Annotated in this window: 14 protein-coding genes; all 14 read left to right on the forward strand. The window is 68.0% G+C overall.

From position 1 onward, the window contains the following. Window positions 1–3: 3 nt before the first annotated feature. The 14 genes from QF040_RS33325 to QF040_RS33390 all read left to right on the forward strand — a co-directional run bounded on the left by QF040_RS33325 (window position 4) and on the right by QF040_RS33390 (window position 16,236). Complete coding sequence (locus QF040_RS33325; RefSeq protein ID WP_429614459.1) at window positions 4–1,629, forward strand: AMP-binding protein; 1,626 nt, start codon at window positions 4–6, stop codon at window positions 1,627–1,629. Further along, a complete protein-coding gene (locus QF040_RS33330; RefSeq protein ID WP_429614460.1) occupies window positions 1,626–2,798 on the forward strand; it encodes a thiolase family protein in 1,173 nt (390 codons plus the stop codon). Before QF040_RS33325 ends, QF040_RS33330 begins: the two co-directional genes overlap by 4 nt. Next, window positions 2,795–4,048: an SDR family NAD(P)-dependent oxidoreductase gene (locus tag QF040_RS33335; RefSeq protein WP_429614461.1), complete on the forward strand. Its 1,254-nt coding sequence runs from the start codon at window positions 2,795–2,797 to the stop codon at window positions 4,046–4,048. The genes QF040_RS33330 and QF040_RS33335 overlap by 4 nt, the downstream gene beginning before the upstream one ends. A 16-nt stretch (window positions 4,049–4,064) precedes the next feature. Further along, window positions 4,065–4,877: a cyclase family protein gene (locus tag QF040_RS33340; protein ID WP_429614462.1), complete on the forward strand. Its 813-nt coding sequence runs from the start codon at window positions 4,065–4,067 to the stop codon at window positions 4,875–4,877. Next, window positions 4,874–5,599: an SDR family oxidoreductase gene (locus QF040_RS33345; protein WP_429614463.1), complete on the forward strand. Its 726-nt coding sequence runs from the start codon at window positions 4,874–4,876 to the stop codon at window positions 5,597–5,599. The genes QF040_RS33340 and QF040_RS33345 overlap by 4 nt, the downstream gene beginning before the upstream one ends. 57 nt (window positions 5,600–5,656) lie before the next feature. Then, window positions 5,657–6,826, forward strand: coding sequence for an ABC transporter substrate-binding protein (locus tag QF040_RS33350; protein ID WP_429614464.1), 1,170 nt, complete (start codon window positions 5,657–5,659; stop codon window positions 6,824–6,826). A gap of 34 nt (window positions 6,827–6,860) precedes the next feature. Beyond that, window positions 6,861–8,006, forward strand: coding sequence for an ABC transporter substrate-binding protein (locus tag QF040_RS33355; protein WP_429614465.1), 1,146 nt, complete (start codon window positions 6,861–6,863; stop codon window positions 8,004–8,006). A gap of 21 nt (window positions 8,007–8,027) precedes the next feature. Then, window positions 8,028–9,347 (forward strand): aromatic ring-hydroxylating dioxygenase subunit alpha, encoded by a 1,320-nt coding sequence (locus tag QF040_RS33360; protein WP_429614466.1) that lies wholly within the window; start codon window positions 8,028–8,030, stop codon window positions 9,345–9,347. After that, the gene (locus QF040_RS33365) at window positions 9,344–9,817 is read left to right on the forward strand and encodes an aromatic-ring-hydroxylating dioxygenase subunit beta (RefSeq protein ID WP_429614467.1); all 474 of its coding nucleotides are present in this window, start codon (window positions 9,344–9,346) and stop codon (window positions 9,815–9,817) included. Before QF040_RS33360 ends, QF040_RS33365 begins: the two co-directional genes overlap by 4 nt. A gap of 40 nt (window positions 9,818–9,857) precedes the next feature. Further along, window positions 9,858–11,021 carry an ABC transporter substrate-binding protein gene (locus QF040_RS33370; protein WP_429614468.1) on the forward strand — a complete coding sequence of 388 codons (1,164 nt, stop codon included), beginning with the start codon at window positions 9,858–9,860 and terminating at the stop codon, window positions 11,019–11,021. A 71-nt stretch (window positions 11,022–11,092) separates the two neighbouring features. Continuing rightward, complete coding sequence (locus tag QF040_RS33375) at window positions 11,093–12,148, forward strand: branched-chain amino acid ABC transporter permease (RefSeq protein WP_429614469.1); 1,056 nt, start codon at window positions 11,093–11,095, stop codon at window positions 12,146–12,148. Continuing rightward, window positions 12,145–13,932, forward strand: a complete 1,788-nt coding sequence (locus tag QF040_RS33380) for an ABC transporter permease subunit (protein WP_429614470.1) — start codon at window positions 12,145–12,147, stop codon at window positions 13,930–13,932. Before QF040_RS33375 ends, QF040_RS33380 begins: the two co-directional genes overlap by 4 nt. Further along, window positions 13,929–14,660 carry an ABC transporter ATP-binding protein gene (locus QF040_RS33385; protein ID WP_307599323.1) on the forward strand — a complete coding sequence of 244 codons (732 nt, stop codon included), beginning with the start codon at window positions 13,929–13,931 and terminating at the stop codon, window positions 14,658–14,660. The genes QF040_RS33380 and QF040_RS33385 overlap by 4 nt, the downstream gene beginning before the upstream one ends. Then, window positions 14,650–16,236 carry an ATP-dependent acyl-CoA ligase gene (locus QF040_RS33390; protein WP_429614471.1) on the forward strand — a complete coding sequence of 529 codons (1,587 nt, stop codon included), beginning with the start codon at window positions 14,650–14,652 and terminating at the stop codon, window positions 16,234–16,236. The genes QF040_RS33385 and QF040_RS33390 overlap by 11 nt, the downstream gene beginning before the upstream one ends. Window positions 16,237–16,259 lie beyond the last annotated feature (23 nt).

Below are 16,259 nucleotides of genomic sequence, written 5' to 3' on the forward strand. Positions count from 1 at the left end.
GCGATGCAATACGCCACCGTCCATCAAGTTTTTTCGGCGACCGCGACGCGCACGCCGGAGGCCGAATTCCTTTTCACCGAATCGGTGACGGCCGCAGCCTATGGCATCGCAGCCGGCGCCATTCGCTGGGGCGAAGCCGCTGCCGAGGTCGAGCGCCTGCGCGCGGCCTATGCAGAGGCCGGCTACGGGCACGGCCACCGCGTCGGCCTGCTGCTGGAGAACCGGCCTGCGTTCCTCTTCCACTGGTTCGCGCTCAATGCCCTCGGCGTGAGCGTGGTGCCGATCAACGCCGAGATGCGATCGGCCGAACTGGTCTACCTGATCGGCCACAGCGAAATCGGCCTCGCCGTGACGCTGCCCGAACGCGCGAACGACTTGCGCGCAGCCGCCGCGCAAGCCGGCGTGGCTTTCGAGACTATGGGGCCCGACGACGCGGTGCCCAGCGCGAAGACCTCCGCGTCGCGCGCCCACGAGCCCATCGGCGTCGACACCGAATGCGGCCTGCTCTACACCTCGGGCACCACCGGGCGCCCCAAGGGTTGCATCCTGAGCAACGCGTACTTCCTGCGCGCAGGCGAGTGGTATGCCGCGCTCGATGGCGTCTGCAGCATCCGCCCCGACACCGAGCGCGTCATCACGCCGCTGCCACTCAACCACATGAACGCGATGGCGTTCTCCACCATGGTGGTGCTGGTGGCAGGCGGCTGCCTGGTGCAGCTCGATCGCTTCCATCCAAAGACCTGGCTGGCGAGCGCGCGCGAAAGCGGCGCGACCATCGTTCACTACCTCGGCGTGATGCCGGCGATGCTGCTCTCTGCCCCGCCCTCTGCCGCCGACCGCGACCACGCGATCCGCTGGGGCTTCGGTGCCGGCGTGGACCGCAAGAACCACGCGCCTTTCGAGGAGCGATTCGGCTTCCCGTTGGTCGAGGCCTGGGCCATGACCGAGACCGGCGCGGCCGCCTGCATCATGGCCAACCGCGAGCCGCGCCTGGTGGGCGCAAGCTGCTTCGGCCGGCAGGAAGACTTCGTGCAGATCCGCCTCGTGGGTGAAGACGGCAGCGATGTCGGCACCGATGCGCCGGGCGAGTTGCTCGTGCGCTCGGCCGGCGGCGACCCGAAGCGCTACTTCTTCTCCGGCTACCTCAAGGACGAGGAAGCCACGCGCGAAGCCTGGGCCGATGGCTGGTTTCACACCGGCGACCTCGTGCGCCGCGACGCCGAGGGCAATTTCTTCTTCGTCGATCGCAAGAAGAACGTGATCCGCCGCAGCGGCGAGAACATCTCGGCCGTCGAGGTCGAGAGCGTGCTCAACCAGCACCCGGCCGTGAAGACCTCGGCCGTGGCCGCGACGCCCGACGCGGTGCGCGGCGACGAGGTGCTGGCCTGCATCGTGATGCGCGAAGACGCAGATGCATCGCAGCGCGAGCAGATCGCAGCCAGCATCGTCCAGCACGCGCTCGATCAACTCGCTTACTACAAGGCGCCGGGCTACGTCGCTTTCGTCGACGCGCTTCCGCTCACGCCCTCGCAGAAGATCCAGCGCGGGCAACTGCGCGAGATGGCGCATTCGCTGCCGGGGCAGGGCCATTGCATCGACACCCGGTCGATGAAGAAGAGGCAAGCATGAGTCGCAACCGGCTTTCCTACGAAGGCGTCGCGGTGGCCGTGCCCATCACGGTGCCCTACGTGCGCTACTCCACGCACACCGCGCATTGGTTCATCGGGCAGGCCGTGCAGGCGCTGGTGGAGGCCAGCGGCGTCGCCAAGGAAGAGATCGACGGCCTGTGCCTCAGCAGCTTCTCGCTCGCGCCCGACACGGCTGTGGGCGTGACGCAGCACCTTGGCATGTCGCCGCGCTGGCTCGACCACGTACCTACCGGCGGCGCCTCGGGCGTGATGTGCCTGCGCCGCGCCGCACGCGCCGTGCAGGCGGGCGATGCCGACATCGTCGCCTGCGTCGGCGCCGACAACAACCACGTCGATTCCTTCCGCCAGACGCTCGGCAGCTTCAGCAACTTCGCGCGCGATGCGAGCTACCCCTACGGCTCGGGCGGACCGAACTCGATCTTCGCGTTCATCACCGCCAACTACATGCGTAACTACGGCGCGAAGCGCGAGGACTTCGGCCGCATCTGCGTGGATCAGCGCACCAACGCGCTCGGCAATCCCAATGCGATGTTCAAGAAGCGCCTCACGCTCGACGAGTACATGGCGGCGCGGCCCATCTCCGACCCGATCCACCTCTTCGATTGCGTCATGCCCTGCGCGGGCGCCGACGCCTTTCTCGTGATGAGCGAGGAGCGCGCGCGCGACCTGGGCCTGCCGCATGCGGTGATCCGCGGTGCCATCGAGCGCCACAACGCCTACGCCGAAGACCCGGTGATGGTGCAGGGCGGCTGGCGCAAGGACCGCGACGACCTCTACGCGCAGGCCGACGTGCAGCCCGCCGCGCTCGACTTCGTGCAGACCTACGACGACTACCCCGTCATCGTGATGATGCAGTTCGAAGATCTGGGCTTCTGCGAGAAGGGCGAGGGCTCGGCTTTCGTGCAGTCGCACACCATGACCTTCGACGGCAGCTTTCCGAACAACACGAGCGGCGGGCAACTCTCGGCGGGGCAGGCGGGCGCGGCGGGTGGTTTCCTCGGCATGGTCGAGGCGATCCGGCAGTTGACCGATCAAGCCGGACCGCGCGCGGTGCCCGACGCGCAACTCGGCCTTGTTGCCGGGTTCGGCATGGTGACCTACGACCGCTGCCTGTGTACCGGCGCGGTCATCCTGGGGAGACCCGCATGACGATGCCCCTGATGCGCCCCCCGCGCAAGAACCCGGTGCTGCGCACCCGGCAGATGAACCTGCCGCCCGGCGCGCGCGGCCGCGTGGCGCTCGGCCTCACGGCCGCCGCCGCCGAAGGCCGCTTCGAACTGCAGACCTGCGAAGACTGCGGCACCGTGCAGTACCCGCCGCGCGAGGTCTGCCACAAGTGCCTCTCGGCCGCGCTGCGCTGGCGCACGCAGAGCGGCGAGGGCGAGCTGCTGGGCAGCACCACGCTGCATCACAGCAACGACCTTTTCTTCCGCGAGCGGCTGCCCTGGCGGCTGGGCCTGGTGCACCTGGATGCAGGCCCGACGCTCATGGTCCACCTGCACGGCGAGGTCGGCGATGCGCCTACACGCGTCCGTGTGGGCGCCCGGCTCGACCGCGCGGGCCAGGCCGTTCTCATTGGTTTTCCGAATGAAGGGAGTGCCCACATGGCCGACGACAAGATGCTGCGTGAAATGACCAGCGACCCCAAGTTCCGCAAGGCGCTGGTGACCGACGGCAAGACCGAGACCGGTCAGGCCATCGTGCGCGCGCTGGTGAAGGCCGGCGCCGACATCGTCTGGGTCGGCCACGCCGAGCCCTGGAAGAAGATGGGCGACGGGCTGGACGATATCTCCACATTGCCGCAGGTGACGCTCGTGCCGCTGGACCTCACCAACGGCCGGCAGGTGACCGAGCTTGCGGGCTCCATCGGCGGCAAGGTCGACATCGTCATCAACAACGCCGAGGTGCACCGCACCTTCGGCATCGGCGCGCGCCGCGGCACCGACGTGGCCAAGGCCGAGATGGACATCAACTACTTCGGCCTGCTGCGTCTCGCGCAGGAGTTCGGGCCAGCGCTCAAGGGCCGCTCGGCCGATGGCGCGACCGGCGCGACCGCATGGGTCAACCTGCTGTCGATCTACGCGCTCAGCAACTTTCCGCCGCACGGCACATTCAGCGCCTCGAAGGCGGCAGCGCATTCGCTGGCGCAGTGCCTGCGCGCCGAAATGCGGCTGGCCGGCATCCGCGTGATCAACGTGTTCCCCGGCCCCATCGACGACGAATGGAACCAGCACACGCCGCCGCCCAAGCTGGCGCCCACCGCGCTGGCCAACGCCATCGTGAAGGCGCTGCGCGATGGCGTCGAAGACGTCTATCCCGGCGACGTGGCGCAGGAGTGGCTGGAGCGCTGGCGCGACAACCCGAAGGTGCTCGAACGCGAGCTGGCCGCAGGCGGCTGAGAACAGGAGCCACACGATGACGACAACCACCGACCTCATGTCCGCCGCCGAAATCCTCGCCGGCCTCGTGACCGCCATGGCAAGCGGCCGCATCCGCGTGATCGACCTCACGCAGACGCTCACGCCCGAATTTCCGCAGATCGCGCTGCCGCCCGAGATGGGCCAGTGCTGGCCCTTCCGCATCGAGGAAGTGTCGAAGTACGACGAGCGCGGTCCGGCCTGGTACTGGAACAACTTCTCCTGCGGCGAGCACACCGGCACGCACTTCGATGCGCCGATCCACTGGATCTCCGGACGCGACCTGCCGAACAATTCGGTCGACACCATCCCCGTGCAGAACTTCGTCGCACCGGCCTGCGTGATCGACTGCTCGGCCGATGTGCAGGCCAACGACGACTACCTGCTGAGCGTTGCCGACATCGAGCGCTACGAAGCCGCGCACGGCCGCATCCCGAAGGGTGCGTGGGTGCTGATGCGCACCGACTGGTCCAAGCGCAGCGACCCCGAGGCTTATCAAAACTTCGACGAGACCGGCCAGCACACGCCTGGCCCGAGCACCGAGGCCGTGCGTTTCCTGGTGGAGCAGCGCGACGTGCTGGGCTTCGGCTCGGAGGCGATCGGTACCGATGCGGGGCAGGGCTATCACCTGCGCCCGCCGTACCCGTGCCACTACTACATGCATGGCGCCGGGCGTTATGGACTGCAGTGCCTGAGCAACCTCGACCTGCTGCCGCCCGCGGGCGCGGTGCTGATCTGCCCGCCGCTGAAGATCGAGAAGGGCAGCGGGAGCCCGCTTCGCGTGCTGGCACTCGTGGGAGCGCAGGCATGACGCCGAAGGTCGCGGCCGTCACCGGCGGCAGCGCCGGCATCGGCAAGGCGATCTGCGAAGACCTGCTCGCACAGGGCTACGAGGTGGTCTCGCTCGCGCGCCGCAAGGCCGAGATCGACCATCCGAAGCTGCACAGCCTGGAGGTCGACCTGAGCGACCGCGCGGCCACGGGCGAAGCGGTGCGCGAACTGGTCGAACGCTTTGCGCCGACCACCATCGTGCACAACGCAGGCGTGATTCGCGCCGCCCTGCTGTCCGAGGTGAAGCTCGACGATCTCGATGCGCTTGTGGACCTGCACCTGGGCTGCGCGATACAGCTCGTGCAGGGCGCATTGCCCGCGATGCGCGCGCAGCGCTTCGGGCGCGTGGTGCTGCTGTCGTCGCGTGCGGCGCTGGGCCTCGCCACCCGCACCAGTTACTCCGCGACCAAGGCCGGCATGCTCGGCATGGCCCGCACCTGGGCGCTCGAACTCGCGGCGGACGGCATCACGGTCAACGTCGTGGCGCCGGGCCCGATTCGCACCGACATGTTCTACGACGTTGTTGAAGCCGGTAGCGAGAAGGAACGCGCGCTCGCGGCCTCCGTGCCCGTCAGGCGCCTGGGCGAATCGGCCGATGTGGCACGCGCCGTGCGTTTCTTCGCCGACGCCGACAACAGCTTCATCACCGGCCAGGTGCTCTACGTCTGCGGCGGCACCAGCGTCGGCAGCCTGACGCTCTAGTTTTCATTTCAGCGTTCGTTCGTTCCGTTCAAAAAACATCACCTCTGGAGCATCGCCATGAAAGTCCTGAACCGATTCCGTGCCCTCGCAAGCATTGCCGTGGGCCTCGGCGCCCTGAGTGCCGTGGCGGGCGCCTGGGCGGCCGATCTCAAGGTCGGCTTCATCACGTCGCTCTCGGGGCCGGTGTCGTCGCTGGGCATTCCCTATGAAAAGGGTATGAAGGCCGCGCTCGCCTACAAGGCGGACCTGGGCGGCCGGAAGATCCAGCTGGTGCAGCTGGACGACGCGTCGGACCCGTCCACGGCCGCGCGAAATGCCCGCAAGATGATCGACGAGGACAAGGTCGACGTCATCATCGGCACCGCAGGATCGCCCGGTGCGCTGGCCATTGCCGGCGTGGCGCGCGAGACGAAGACGCCGCTGATCTCCATCGCCAACGCCAACCTGCCGGGCGACGAGGGTGCGTGGATGGTCACGCTGCCGCAGCCCGCACCGCTCATGGTGAGCGCGGTGGTCGAGCGCATGAAGAAGTCGGGCGTGAAGACGGTCGGCTACATCGGCTTCTCCGACGCCTGGGGCGACCTGGTGTACGACGCACTGCAGAAGAGCGCGGAGCCGGCGGGCATCAAGATCGTGTCGAACGAGCGCTATGCGCGCGCCGATTCGTCGGTGACCGGCCAGGTACTCAAGATCGTGGCGCTGCGCCCCGATGCGGTGATCACCGGCACCTCGGGTACGCCCGGCGCGCTGCCGTATCTGGCGCTCGCGGAGCGCGGCTACAAGGGCCAGATCTACGGCATGCATGCGCTCATCAACCCCGACTTCGTGCGCGTGGGCGGTGCCGCCGTCGAAGGCATGCTCGCGCCCACCGGCCCGGTGATCGTGGCCGAGCAGCTGCCCAGCGAGAACCCGATCCGCAAGGTGTCGATGGACTTCCGCGCCGCTTACCAGAAGGCCAACGGCGCACCGCCGACCGATGCCTTCTCGGCCTACACCTTCGACGCCTGGCTGCTGTATCTCGATGCGGCTCAACGCGCCCTCGCCACCAAGGCCGAGCCGGGCACGCCGCAGTTCCGCCTTGCCCTGCGCGATGCCATCGTGAGCACCAAGGAGCTGGTGGGCACGCACAGCGTCTACAACTTCAAGCCGACCGACCGCTATGGATCGGACGAGCGCTCGCGTGTGGTCGTGAAGCTGGAAAAGGGCCAGTGGAAGCTGGTCCCCTGATTCAACGCGCACAACACACGCTGGAGCAACCTCAATGAAAAAGAACTTGGCCCGCATCCTCGGCCTTACCGCCGTTGCACTGGCAGCCGCACAAGCCGTGGCGGCCGATCTCAAGATCGGTTTCATCAGCTCGCTCTCCGGCCCCGTTGCCGCACTGGGCGTGCCTTACGAAAAGGGCATTCGCGCAGCCATTGCCGAGCATCCGGAAATCGGCGGGCGCAAGGTGCAGCTGATCGTGCTCGACGACGCCTCCGATCCCACTACGGCGGGGCGGAACGCGCGCAAGCTGGTGACCGAAGACAAGGTCGACGTGCTCATCGGCACCTCGGGCGTGCCGGGCGCGATGGCCATCGCCTCGGTGGCGCGCGAACTCAACACGCCGCTGATTTCGCCCACCCCGGTGACCATCGCCGGCCCCGAAGGCGCATGGACGGTGACGGTGTCGCAGCCCTTCCCGCTCATGGTCGCGGGCGTGGTCGAGCGCATGCAGAAGTCGGGCGTGAAAACGGTGGCTTTCATCGGCTTCTCGGACGCCCTGGGCGACTTGGCCTACGACTCGCTGGTCAAGAGCGCGGCCACGGCCGGCATCAAGGTGGTGGCGAACGAGCGCTATGCGCGCAGCGATTCGTCGGTGGCGGGGCAGGTCCTGAAGATCGTCGCGGCGCGGCCCGACGCTGTGTTCGCCGGCAACTCCGGCACGCCGGGCGCGCTGCCCTACATCGCACTCGCCGAGCGCGGCTACAAAGGCAGGATCTACGGCACGCACGGGCTCATCAACGCCGACTTCGTGCGCGTTGGCGGCGCCTCCATCGAAGGGCTGCAGGTGCCCAGCGGCCCGGTGCTCGTGGCCGACCAGCTGCCAGACAGCAATCCCATCAAGAAGGTGTCGATGGGCTTCCGCAACGCCTACCAAAAGGTGAACGGCGCGGTGCCCACCGATGCCTTCTCCTCGTACACCTACGACGCCTACCTGCTGCTGGCCGACGCCGCCTCGCGCACCAAGGGCGAGCCCGGCACGCCTCAATACCGGACCGCGCTGCGCGATGCCATCGTGAGCACGAAGGAGCTGGTGGGCACGCACGGCATCTACACCTTCAAGCCCGACGACCGCTACGGCTCCGACCAGCGCGGCGTGGTGATCGTGCAGATGAACAAGGGCCAGTGGAAGCTGGTCCCCTGACCGAAACCTGAGCGCCCGCCGATGACCAGCTACCGCCATCATCCCGACCGCATCGCCGCCCTGGTGCAGGACGACCGCGTGCACCGCGACCTGTACCTGAGCGAAGAAATCTTCGCGCTCGAGCAGGAGCGCCTGTTCGCGAATACCTGGGTTTTCCTCGGCCACGCGAGCCAGGTGCCGGAGGCTGGCGACTTCGTGACGCAGGAGGTCGCGGGCCGGCCTCTTTTGATGGTGCGACAGCCCGATGGCGCGGTGCACGTCATGTACAACCGCTGCGCCCACAAGGGCACGCAACTGGTGACGGACGAGAGCGGCAACACTGGCCGGTTCTTTCGCTGCCCGTACCACGCGTGGACGTACAAGCTGGACGGCGCGCCGCTCGGCCTGCCGCTCAAGAACGGCTACGAAGGCACGCAGCTCAAGGCCTGCGAATCGGGGCAGGGGCTTTCCGTGGTGAAGCATGTGAAGGTCTATCGCGACTTCGTGTTCGTGCGCCTGGCCGACACCGGTCCTTCGTTCGAGGACTACTTCGGCGAGGTGCTCGGCGCCATCGACAACATGGTCGACCGCTCTCCCGAGGGCAAGCTCACCGTGGGCGGCGGCGTGCTGCGCAACATCGTCCACTGCAACTGGAAGATGTACCTGGAGAACATCAACGACACGGTGCATCCGATGTCGACGCACGAGTCGGCCACCAAGGCGGCCGAGGCGCTGTGGGAGGGGCACGCGCCTACCGATCCCAAGCCGATGGCGATGGAGCAGATCCTGCCCTTCGGCTCGGGCTACGAGTTCTTCGACAAGATGGGTGGGCGGGTGTTCGCCAACGGGCACAGCGTGCTCGGGGTGAACTTCAGCATCCATTCCAACTACGCGCAACTGCCCGAGTACGAGGCCGCCATGCAGGCCGCGCACGGAGCGGAGCGCGCGGCCGACATCCTGCAGCGCTCGCCGCAGAACTCGGTGCTGTATCCGAGCTTGTCGGTGAAGGGTTCGCCGCAGGCGATCCGCGTGATCCGCCCGCTCGCGGCCGACCGCACGCTGATCGAGGCCTGGAGCTTCCGCGCGGCCGGTGCGCCCGCGCTGCTCTTCGAGCGCGCGATGAGCTACAACCGCCTCGTGTTCTCGCCGATGTCGGTGGTGGCGCACGATGACGTGCACCTGTTCGAGAGCATCCAGCAGGGCCTGCGCGCCGGCGGCAACGAATGGGTGAGCCTGCACCGCAACTTCGACGCGGCCGAGCTCGCGCAATCGACCATCACGACCAACGGAACGAACGAGCTGCTCATGCGCAACCAGTTCCGCGCCTGGATCAAGGCGATGGCGTCTGAGGTCGCGGCATGAACGATCCCCGTGATTTCATCGCCCACGAGGCCGCGCTGCTCGACGAGCGGCGCTTCGATGACTGGCTCGCGCTCTTCGCCGACGATGGCCACTACTGGGTGCCGCTGCTCGGTGCGGCGCAGGCCGATCCTCTGTCGCACAACTCGCTGGCCTACGAAGACCGGCTGCTGCTGCAATTGCGTGTCGATCGCCTGAAGAACCCGCGCGCGCACTCGCAGCACCCCGCGAGCCACAGCCAGCATGTGCTGCAGCCCTCGCGCATCGAGGAAGAAACGGGCGGCGAGGTGCGGCTGCGCACGCCGTTCCTCTATGTCGAAGCACGCGGCGAATCGCAGATCCTGCTGAGCGGCACGGCCCGCCACCACCTCGTACGTTCGCCATCGACGCCTTCGGGCTGGGCCATCCGCCAGAAGCGCATCGACCTGCTCAACGCCGGGCGCGCATTGCCCGCGATCCAGTTGTTCATCTGAGTTACCTGTCCATTCCAACCATCCTCACCGGAGCTACGACATGAAGAGCCTGATGCTGACCCTGACGCGCGGTGCCCTCGCCGCGGCGCTGACCGCCTGTGGTGTTGCGAGCGTTTTCGCGGCCGACCTCAAGGTCGGACTGAGCGTGTCGCTCTCGGGGCCGAACTCCTCGCTCGGCGTGCCCTATGCGAAGGGCATGCAGGCTGCGCTGGCCTACAAGCCCGAGATCAACGGCCGCAAGGTGCAACTCATCGTGTTGGACGACGGCTCCGATCCGACGACGGCCGGGCGCAATGCGCGCAAGCTGGTCGAAGAGGAAAAGGTCGATGTGCTGATGGGCACTTCGGGTGTGCCGGCGGCCATTGCAATGGCGCAGGTCGGCCGCGATGCGAAGACGCCGATGATCGGCCTCACGCCCATCCTGCTCGACCCCAACGAGAACCCGTGGGTCATGACGGTCGCGCAGCCTACGCAACTGATGATCGATGCGGTGGTCGAGCGCATGAAGCGCAACAACGTCAAGACCGTGGGCTACATCGGCTTCACCGACGCATGGGGCGACCTGGTGTACGACGCGCTCATGAAGGCGGCGCCCGGCGCCGGCATCAAGGTGGTGAGCAACGAGCGCTATGCGCGCGCCGACGCCTCGGTGACCGGCCAGGTGCTCAAGATCGTGGCGCTGCGCCCCGACGCGGTAATGACCGGCGGCGCCGGCACGCCGGGCGCACTGCCGTTCCTCGCGCTGCAGGAGCGCGGCTACAAGGGCGGCGTGTACGGCCAGCACGGGCTCATCAACCCCGACTTCGTGCGCGTGGTCGGCGCCGCGGGCCAGAACGCACTGATGCCCACCGGTCCGGTGATCGTCGCCGAGCAGCTGCCCGACAGCTACCCCACCAAGAAGATCGCAACCGATTTCCGCGCCGTGTTCCAGAAGGTCAACAACGCGCCGACCAGCGATGCCTTCTCGGCCTATTCCTTCGACGGCTGGCTGGTGTTCGCCGATGCCGCTTCGCGCGCGATGAAGAAGGCGGAGCCGGGAACCCCCGAGTTCCGCGTTGCGTTGCGCGACGCGATCTTCAGTACCAAGGAAGTGGTGGGCACGCACGGCGTCTACAGCTTCAAGCCCGGCAGCCTCTACGGCGTGGACGAACGCGCCCGCGTGATCGTCAAGCTCGACAACGGCCAATGGAAGCTCGCTCCCTGAGCGGCCCGCTCTTTTTCGCAAACGACAAGAACGACGAACAAGAAGATGAAAGCAATGCCTGAGGTTTTCCTATGACGTGGGACGTCGCGCTGATTCTCATCACCGACGGTCTTGCCAACGGTGCCGTCTATCTGCTGGCCGGCCTCGGGCTGGTGCTGATCTTTTCCGTGACGCGGGTGGTGTTCGTGCCGTTCGGCGACATCGCGGCCTTCGCGGCCCTGTCGCTCGCGGCATTCGAGACCGGCCGCGTGCCGGCGACCATCGGCATGGTGGCGGTGCTCGCGGTGCTGGCGCTGGCGACGGAAGTCGGCAGCCTCTTGCGGCGCGGCGAGGCCGCACGCATTCCCAAGGCGGTGCTCATGTGGGGCGTGCTGCCGGCGATTCCGTGCGTGCTCGCGTGGCTCGCGGCGCGGCCGGGCGTGCCGGTGGCGGTGCACATCGCGGTGGCTGTGTTGCTGGTCGTGCCGATCGCGCCGCTGCTCGCACGGGTGGTGTTCCAGCCGATTGCCGATGCATCGGTGCTGGTGCTGCTGATCGTGTCGCTGGCGCTGCACTTCCTGCTGTCGGGCCTGGGCTTGTTGTTCTTCGGTCCTGAAGGTTCGCGCACCACGCCGCTCACGAGCGCGGTGTTCACGCTGGGCGATGGCTTCACGGTCAGCGGCCAGGTGGTGCTGATGGTGGGTGCGGCGATCGTGCTGAGCGGCCTCTTTTTCCTGGTGTTCGAGCGCACGGTGGCCGGCAAGGCGCTGCGCGCAACGGCGGTGAATCGAGTGGGCGCGCGGCTGGTCGGCATCCGGCCGGTGCGCACGGCGCTGCTGGCTTATGGCTGCGCGTCGCTGCTGGCCGGCCTCATCGGCGTGCTCATCGCGCCGGTGACCACCATGTACTACGACTCCGGTTTCATCATCGGCCTGAAGGCCTTCGTGGCCGCGATCATCGGCGGGCTCGTGAGCTACCCGATGACGGCCGTGGGCGCACTCGCGGTCGGCGTGGTGGAGAGCTTCGCCTCGTTCTGGAGCGGCGCGCTGAAGGACGTGATCGTCTTCAGCCTGCTGATCCCGGTGCTCATGCTGCGCTCTTTCATGGCGGCCCATTCGGAAGAGGAAGAAGACGAGGTGGACCAATGAACGGCAACCGCAAACGCATGCTGTGGATCGCCGCGGTGGTCGTCGTGCTGGCGCTGGTGCCGGCGGCGGCGGGCAGCTTCACGGTCTCGCTGCTCAACGACATCGGCATCGGTGCGCTGGTGGCGCTCGGGCTGGTGCTGCTCACCGGCGTGGGTGGTGCGACCTCGTTCGGCCAGGCCGCCTTCGTCGGCATCGCGGCCTATGCGACGGCATGGCTCACGACCACGCAGGGCATGTCGCCGTGGATCGGCCTCTTGTTCGCGTTGCTGCTCACGGGCATCTCGGCGCTCGCCATCGGCATGTTGACGCTGCGGCTCGGCGGGCACTTTTTGCCGCTCAGCACCATCGCGTGGGGGCTGTCGATCGCGATGCTGTTCGGCAACGTCGATGCGCTCGGGCGGCACACGGGGCTTTCGAACATTCCGGCGCTGCAGGTCGGGGGCTGGTCGCTGGCCGATCCGCGGTCGATGTACTACCTGATTTGGGTGGTGGTCGGGCTTGCCTGCCTGTTCAGCCACAACCTGCTGCAGTCGCGGCCCGGCCGTGCGATTCGCGGGCTGCGCGGCGGTGCGACGCTGCTGGCGAGCGTGGGCGCGGATGCGTATCGCGTGCGGCTCACGCTGTTCGTGACGGCGGCGCTCTTCGCGGGGCTGGCGGGCTGGCTCTATGCGCACATGAACCGCTTCGTGAGCCCGTCGCCCTTCGACGTGCGCGCGAGCATCGAGTACCTGCTGATGGCCGTGGCCGGCGGGCTCGGGCAACTGGCGGGTGCGCTGGTGGGCGCCGCGCTGGTGCTGGTGCTCAAGAACGGCCTCCAGGATGTGCTGCCGATGCTCACGCAGCGCGCGGGTCAGTTGGAGGCCGTGGCTTTTGCCGCGCTCTTCATCCTGCTGCTGCACTTTGCGCGCGGCGGGTTGATGGGGCTGCTGCGGCGCTGGACGCGTCGGCGCGGCGCCACGCAGAGTGCCTCGCGTCACGCGGCGGCGCCGGTCGAACCGCTCGCGCATCGGCAACTGCCGGCGCGCGGCACACAGGTGCTGTCGGTGAACGGCGCGGTCAAGCGCTTCGGCGGGCTGGTGGCGGTCAACGACGTGAGCTTCGATGTGAAGGCCGGCGAGATCGTCGGGTTGATCGGCCCGAACGGCGCGGGCAAGTCGACCATGTTCAACCTGCTGACCTGCACGCTGCCGATGACATCGGGCCAGGTGCGTTTTCTCGACCACGACATCGCCGGCATGCCGCAGCGGCAGGTGGCGCGGCTGGGCCTGGCGCGCACCTTCCAGCATGTGAAGCTGCGGCCGCACATGAGCCTCCTGGACAACGTCGCGCTGGGCGCGCATTCGCGCACGCGCTCGGGCATCCTGAAGGCGGGCCTCCGGCTCGACCGAAAGGAGGAGATGCAGATCCTGCAGGAGGCGCAGCGCCAGCTCGACCGCATCGGCCTCGGCGACCGCGCGCACGAGCTCGCGGGCAGCCTGCCGCTGGGCACGCAGCGCATCCTGGAGATCGCGCGTGCGTTGGCTGCCGACCCGGTGCTGCTGGTGCTCGACGAGCCCGCGGCCGGTTTGCGCCGCAAGGAAAAGATGGCGCTCGGCGACCTGCTGCGCAAGCTCCGCGAAGAGGGCGTGACCATCCTCATCGTCGAACACGACATGGACTTCGTGATGAAACTGGTGGACCGTTTGGTGGTGATGAACTTCGGCTCCAAGCTCGTGGAGGGCGTGCCGTCGGCGGTGCGTGCCGACGAGCGTGTGCAGGCGGCGTACCTGGGGAGCGTTGTATGACCGCGATGCTGGAGATCGGCGACCTGCATGTGTCTTATGGGCAGGTGGAGGCGGTGCGCGGCGTATCGCTCGACCTGCAACCGGGGCAGATCATCTCGGTGATCGGTCCGAACGGTGCGGGCAAGACCACGCTGCTGGCGGCCGCGATGGGCCTCCTGCCGTGCAAGGGCACGCTGCGCTTCGAGGGCGAAGACCTGCAAGGGCTCGACGTGGAGGCGCGCGTGGAGCGCGGCCTCTGCCTCGTGCCCGAGAAGCGCGAGTTGTTCGGCGAACTCACCGTGCTCGACAACCTGCAGCTGGGCGCCTATGCCAAGCGGCTGCGCGGCGATGCGATGAAGAAGCGGCTGCAGTCGGTGTACGACCGCTTCCCGCGCTTGGCGGAGCGCCGCGCGCAACGCGCCGACACGCTCTCGGGCGGCGAGCGCCAGATGCTGGCGGTGGGGCGCGCGCTGATGTCGGCGCCGCGCCTCTTGATGCTCGACGAGCCCAGCCTGGGCCTCGCGCCGCTGATCGTGCGGGACATCCTCACCATCGTGCGCAAGCTGCGGGAGGACGGCGTCTCGATCCTGCTCGTGGAGCAGAACGCGCGCGCCGCGCTGGAAAGCTCGGACCAGGGCTATGTGCTGGAGACGGGCGAGATCGCGCTCACGGGCGCGTCGGCCGAGCTGGCGAGCGACCCACGTGTGCAGGCGACGTATCTTGGCGGAGGCACGCACGATGACGAGTGAGGTGCGCGCGCTGCCACCCGCGCAGCGCACGCTGCCGGCGATGCTGCAGCGGCAGGCGGCGCTGTTCGGCACGCGCCCGCTGTTGCGGATCGCAGGACGGCAGTGGACGCACCGCGATGCGGCCGAGGCGGCAGCGGTGCGAGCCGGAGCGCTGGCGCAGCACGGCGTGGCGCGCGGCGACCGCATCGCGGTGATGTGCGGCAATCGCATCGAGTTTCTCGAGACCTTCCTCGGTGCGGGATGGCTGGGCGCGTCGGTGGTGCCGGTGAACACGGCGTCGATGGGGCCGCAGATCGAATACTTCCTCGACAACAGCGCGGCAAAGCTGCTGGTGATCGAGGCTGGCTTTCTCGAGCGGTTGAAGACGGCCGATCTCGGGCGTACCGCATTGCGCGATGTGTGGGTGGTGGGCGAGGGTGCTGCATCGTGGGAGGCACCCGCTGGTGTGCGTGTCTCGAACTATCCAGAAGGCTCGGAGGCCGTCGCGGCTGCGGCGGTGCAGCCGGGCGATCCGCTCGCCATCCTCTACACCTCGGGCACCACCGGTCCCGCCAAGGGCGTGATCTGTCCGCATGCGCAGTATTTCTGGTGGGGCGTGAACAGCGCCGAGGTGCTGGGCGTCAGGGGCGACGACGTGCTGTGCACCACGCTGCCGCTCTTTCACATCAATGCACTCAACACCTTCGCGCAGGCTGCGTTGACGGGTGCCGAGGTTGTTTTCGAATCGCGCTTCTCGGCGTCTGGCTTCTGGCCGTCGATGCGCGCGAACGGCGCGACCGTGGTCTACCTGCTGGGGGCGATGGTGCCGATCCTTCTCGCGCAGCCCGAGGGCGAAGGCGAGCGCGGTCATCGCGTGCGCATCGGGCTCGGACCGGGCGTGCCTTCGGCGGCGGGGCAGGCGTTCAAGGCGCGCACGGGCGTTTCGCTGCTCGAGGGCTACGGCTCGACGGAAACCAATTTCGCGATCGCCACCGCGCCGGATTCCCCGCGCGGCGGCGTCATGGGCTGGCTGCGGCCGGGCTTTCAGGCCTGCGTGGCCGATGAAGACGACGTGGCGCTGCCGCCCGGGGAGGCCGGCGAACTGCTGCTGCGCGCGGACGAGCCGTATGCCTTCGCGAGTGGCTACTTCAACATGCCGGAGAAGACGGTCGAGGCCTGGCGCAACCTGTGGTTCCACACGGGCGACCGCGTGGTGCGCGATGCGGACGGCGCATTTCGCTTCGTCGACCGCATCAAGGACGCGATCCGCCGGCGCGGCGAGAACATCTCCTCGTTCGAGGTCGAGCAGGTGCTGCTGAGCCATCCCGGCGTAGCGTCGTGCGCGGTGTATCCCGTGCGCTCCGAGCTGGCCGAGGACGAGGTGATGGCCGCGCTCGTCGCACGCGAGGGCGAACGCATCGACCCTGTGGAGCTGTCGCGCTTCTGCGAGGGCCGGCTGCCGTATTTCGCCGTGCCGCGCTACATCGAGGTGCTGCCCGACCTGCCGCGCACCGAGAACGGCAAGGTGCAGAAGTTCAAGCTGCGCGAGCGCGGCGTGGGGCCACAGACCTGGGACGGCCGGCCCGCGAGGTCGTAGGCCGGTGCGCACCTTGCCGCTGG

Origin of the sequence: Variovorax sp. W2I14, from assembly GCF_050435205.1 — a bacterium.
GTDB lineage: Bacteria > Pseudomonadota > Gammaproteobacteria > Burkholderiales > Burkholderiaceae_C > Variovorax > Variovorax paradoxus_C.

Bases quoted from the DNA above. Each gene is read 5' to 3' on its own strand.
- QF040_RS33365 (WP_429614467.1), top strand. From the start codon at position 9,344: ATGAACGATCCCCGTGATTTCATCGCCCACGAGGCCGCGCTGCTCGAC.
- QF040_RS33330 (WP_429614460.1), top strand. From the start codon at position 1,626: ATGAGTCGCAACCGGCTTTCCTACGAAGGCGTCGCGGTGGCCGTGCCC.
- QF040_RS33335 (WP_429614461.1), top strand. From the start codon at position 2,795: ATGACGATGCCCCTGATGCGCCCCCCGCGCAAGAACCCGGTGCTGCGC.
- QF040_RS33380 (WP_429614470.1), top strand. From the start codon at position 12,145: ATGAACGGCAACCGCAAACGCATGCTGTGGATCGCCGCGGTGGTCGTC.
- QF040_RS33390 (WP_429614471.1), top strand. From the start codon at position 14,650: ATGACGAGTGAGGTGCGCGCGCTGCCACCCGCGCAGCGCACGCTGCCG.
- QF040_RS33375 (WP_429614469.1), top strand. From the start codon at position 11,093: ATGACGTGGGACGTCGCGCTGATTCTCATCACCGACGGTCTTGCCAAC.
- QF040_RS33340 (WP_429614462.1), top strand. From the start codon at position 4,065: ATGACGACAACCACCGACCTCATGTCCGCCGCCGAAATCCTCGCCGGC.
- QF040_RS33325 (WP_429614459.1), top strand. From the start codon at position 4: ATGCAATACGCCACCGTCCATCAAGTTTTTTCGGCGACCGCGACGCGC.
- QF040_RS33345 (WP_429614463.1), top strand. From the start codon at position 4,874: ATGACGCCGAAGGTCGCGGCCGTCACCGGCGGCAGCGCCGGCATCGGC.
- QF040_RS33350 (WP_429614464.1), top strand. From the start codon at position 5,657: ATGAAAGTCCTGAACCGATTCCGTGCCCTCGCAAGCATTGCCGTGGGC.
- QF040_RS33360 (WP_429614466.1), top strand. From the start codon at position 8,028: ATGACCAGCTACCGCCATCATCCCGACCGCATCGCCGCCCTGGTGCAG.
- QF040_RS33355 (WP_429614465.1), top strand. From the start codon at position 6,861: ATGAAAAAGAACTTGGCCCGCATCCTCGGCCTTACCGCCGTTGCACTG.
- QF040_RS33385 (WP_307599323.1), top strand. From the start codon at position 13,929: ATGACCGCGATGCTGGAGATCGGCGACCTGCATGTGTCTTATGGGCAG.
- QF040_RS33370 (WP_429614468.1), top strand. From the start codon at position 9,858: ATGAAGAGCCTGATGCTGACCCTGACGCGCGGTGCCCTCGCCGCGGCG.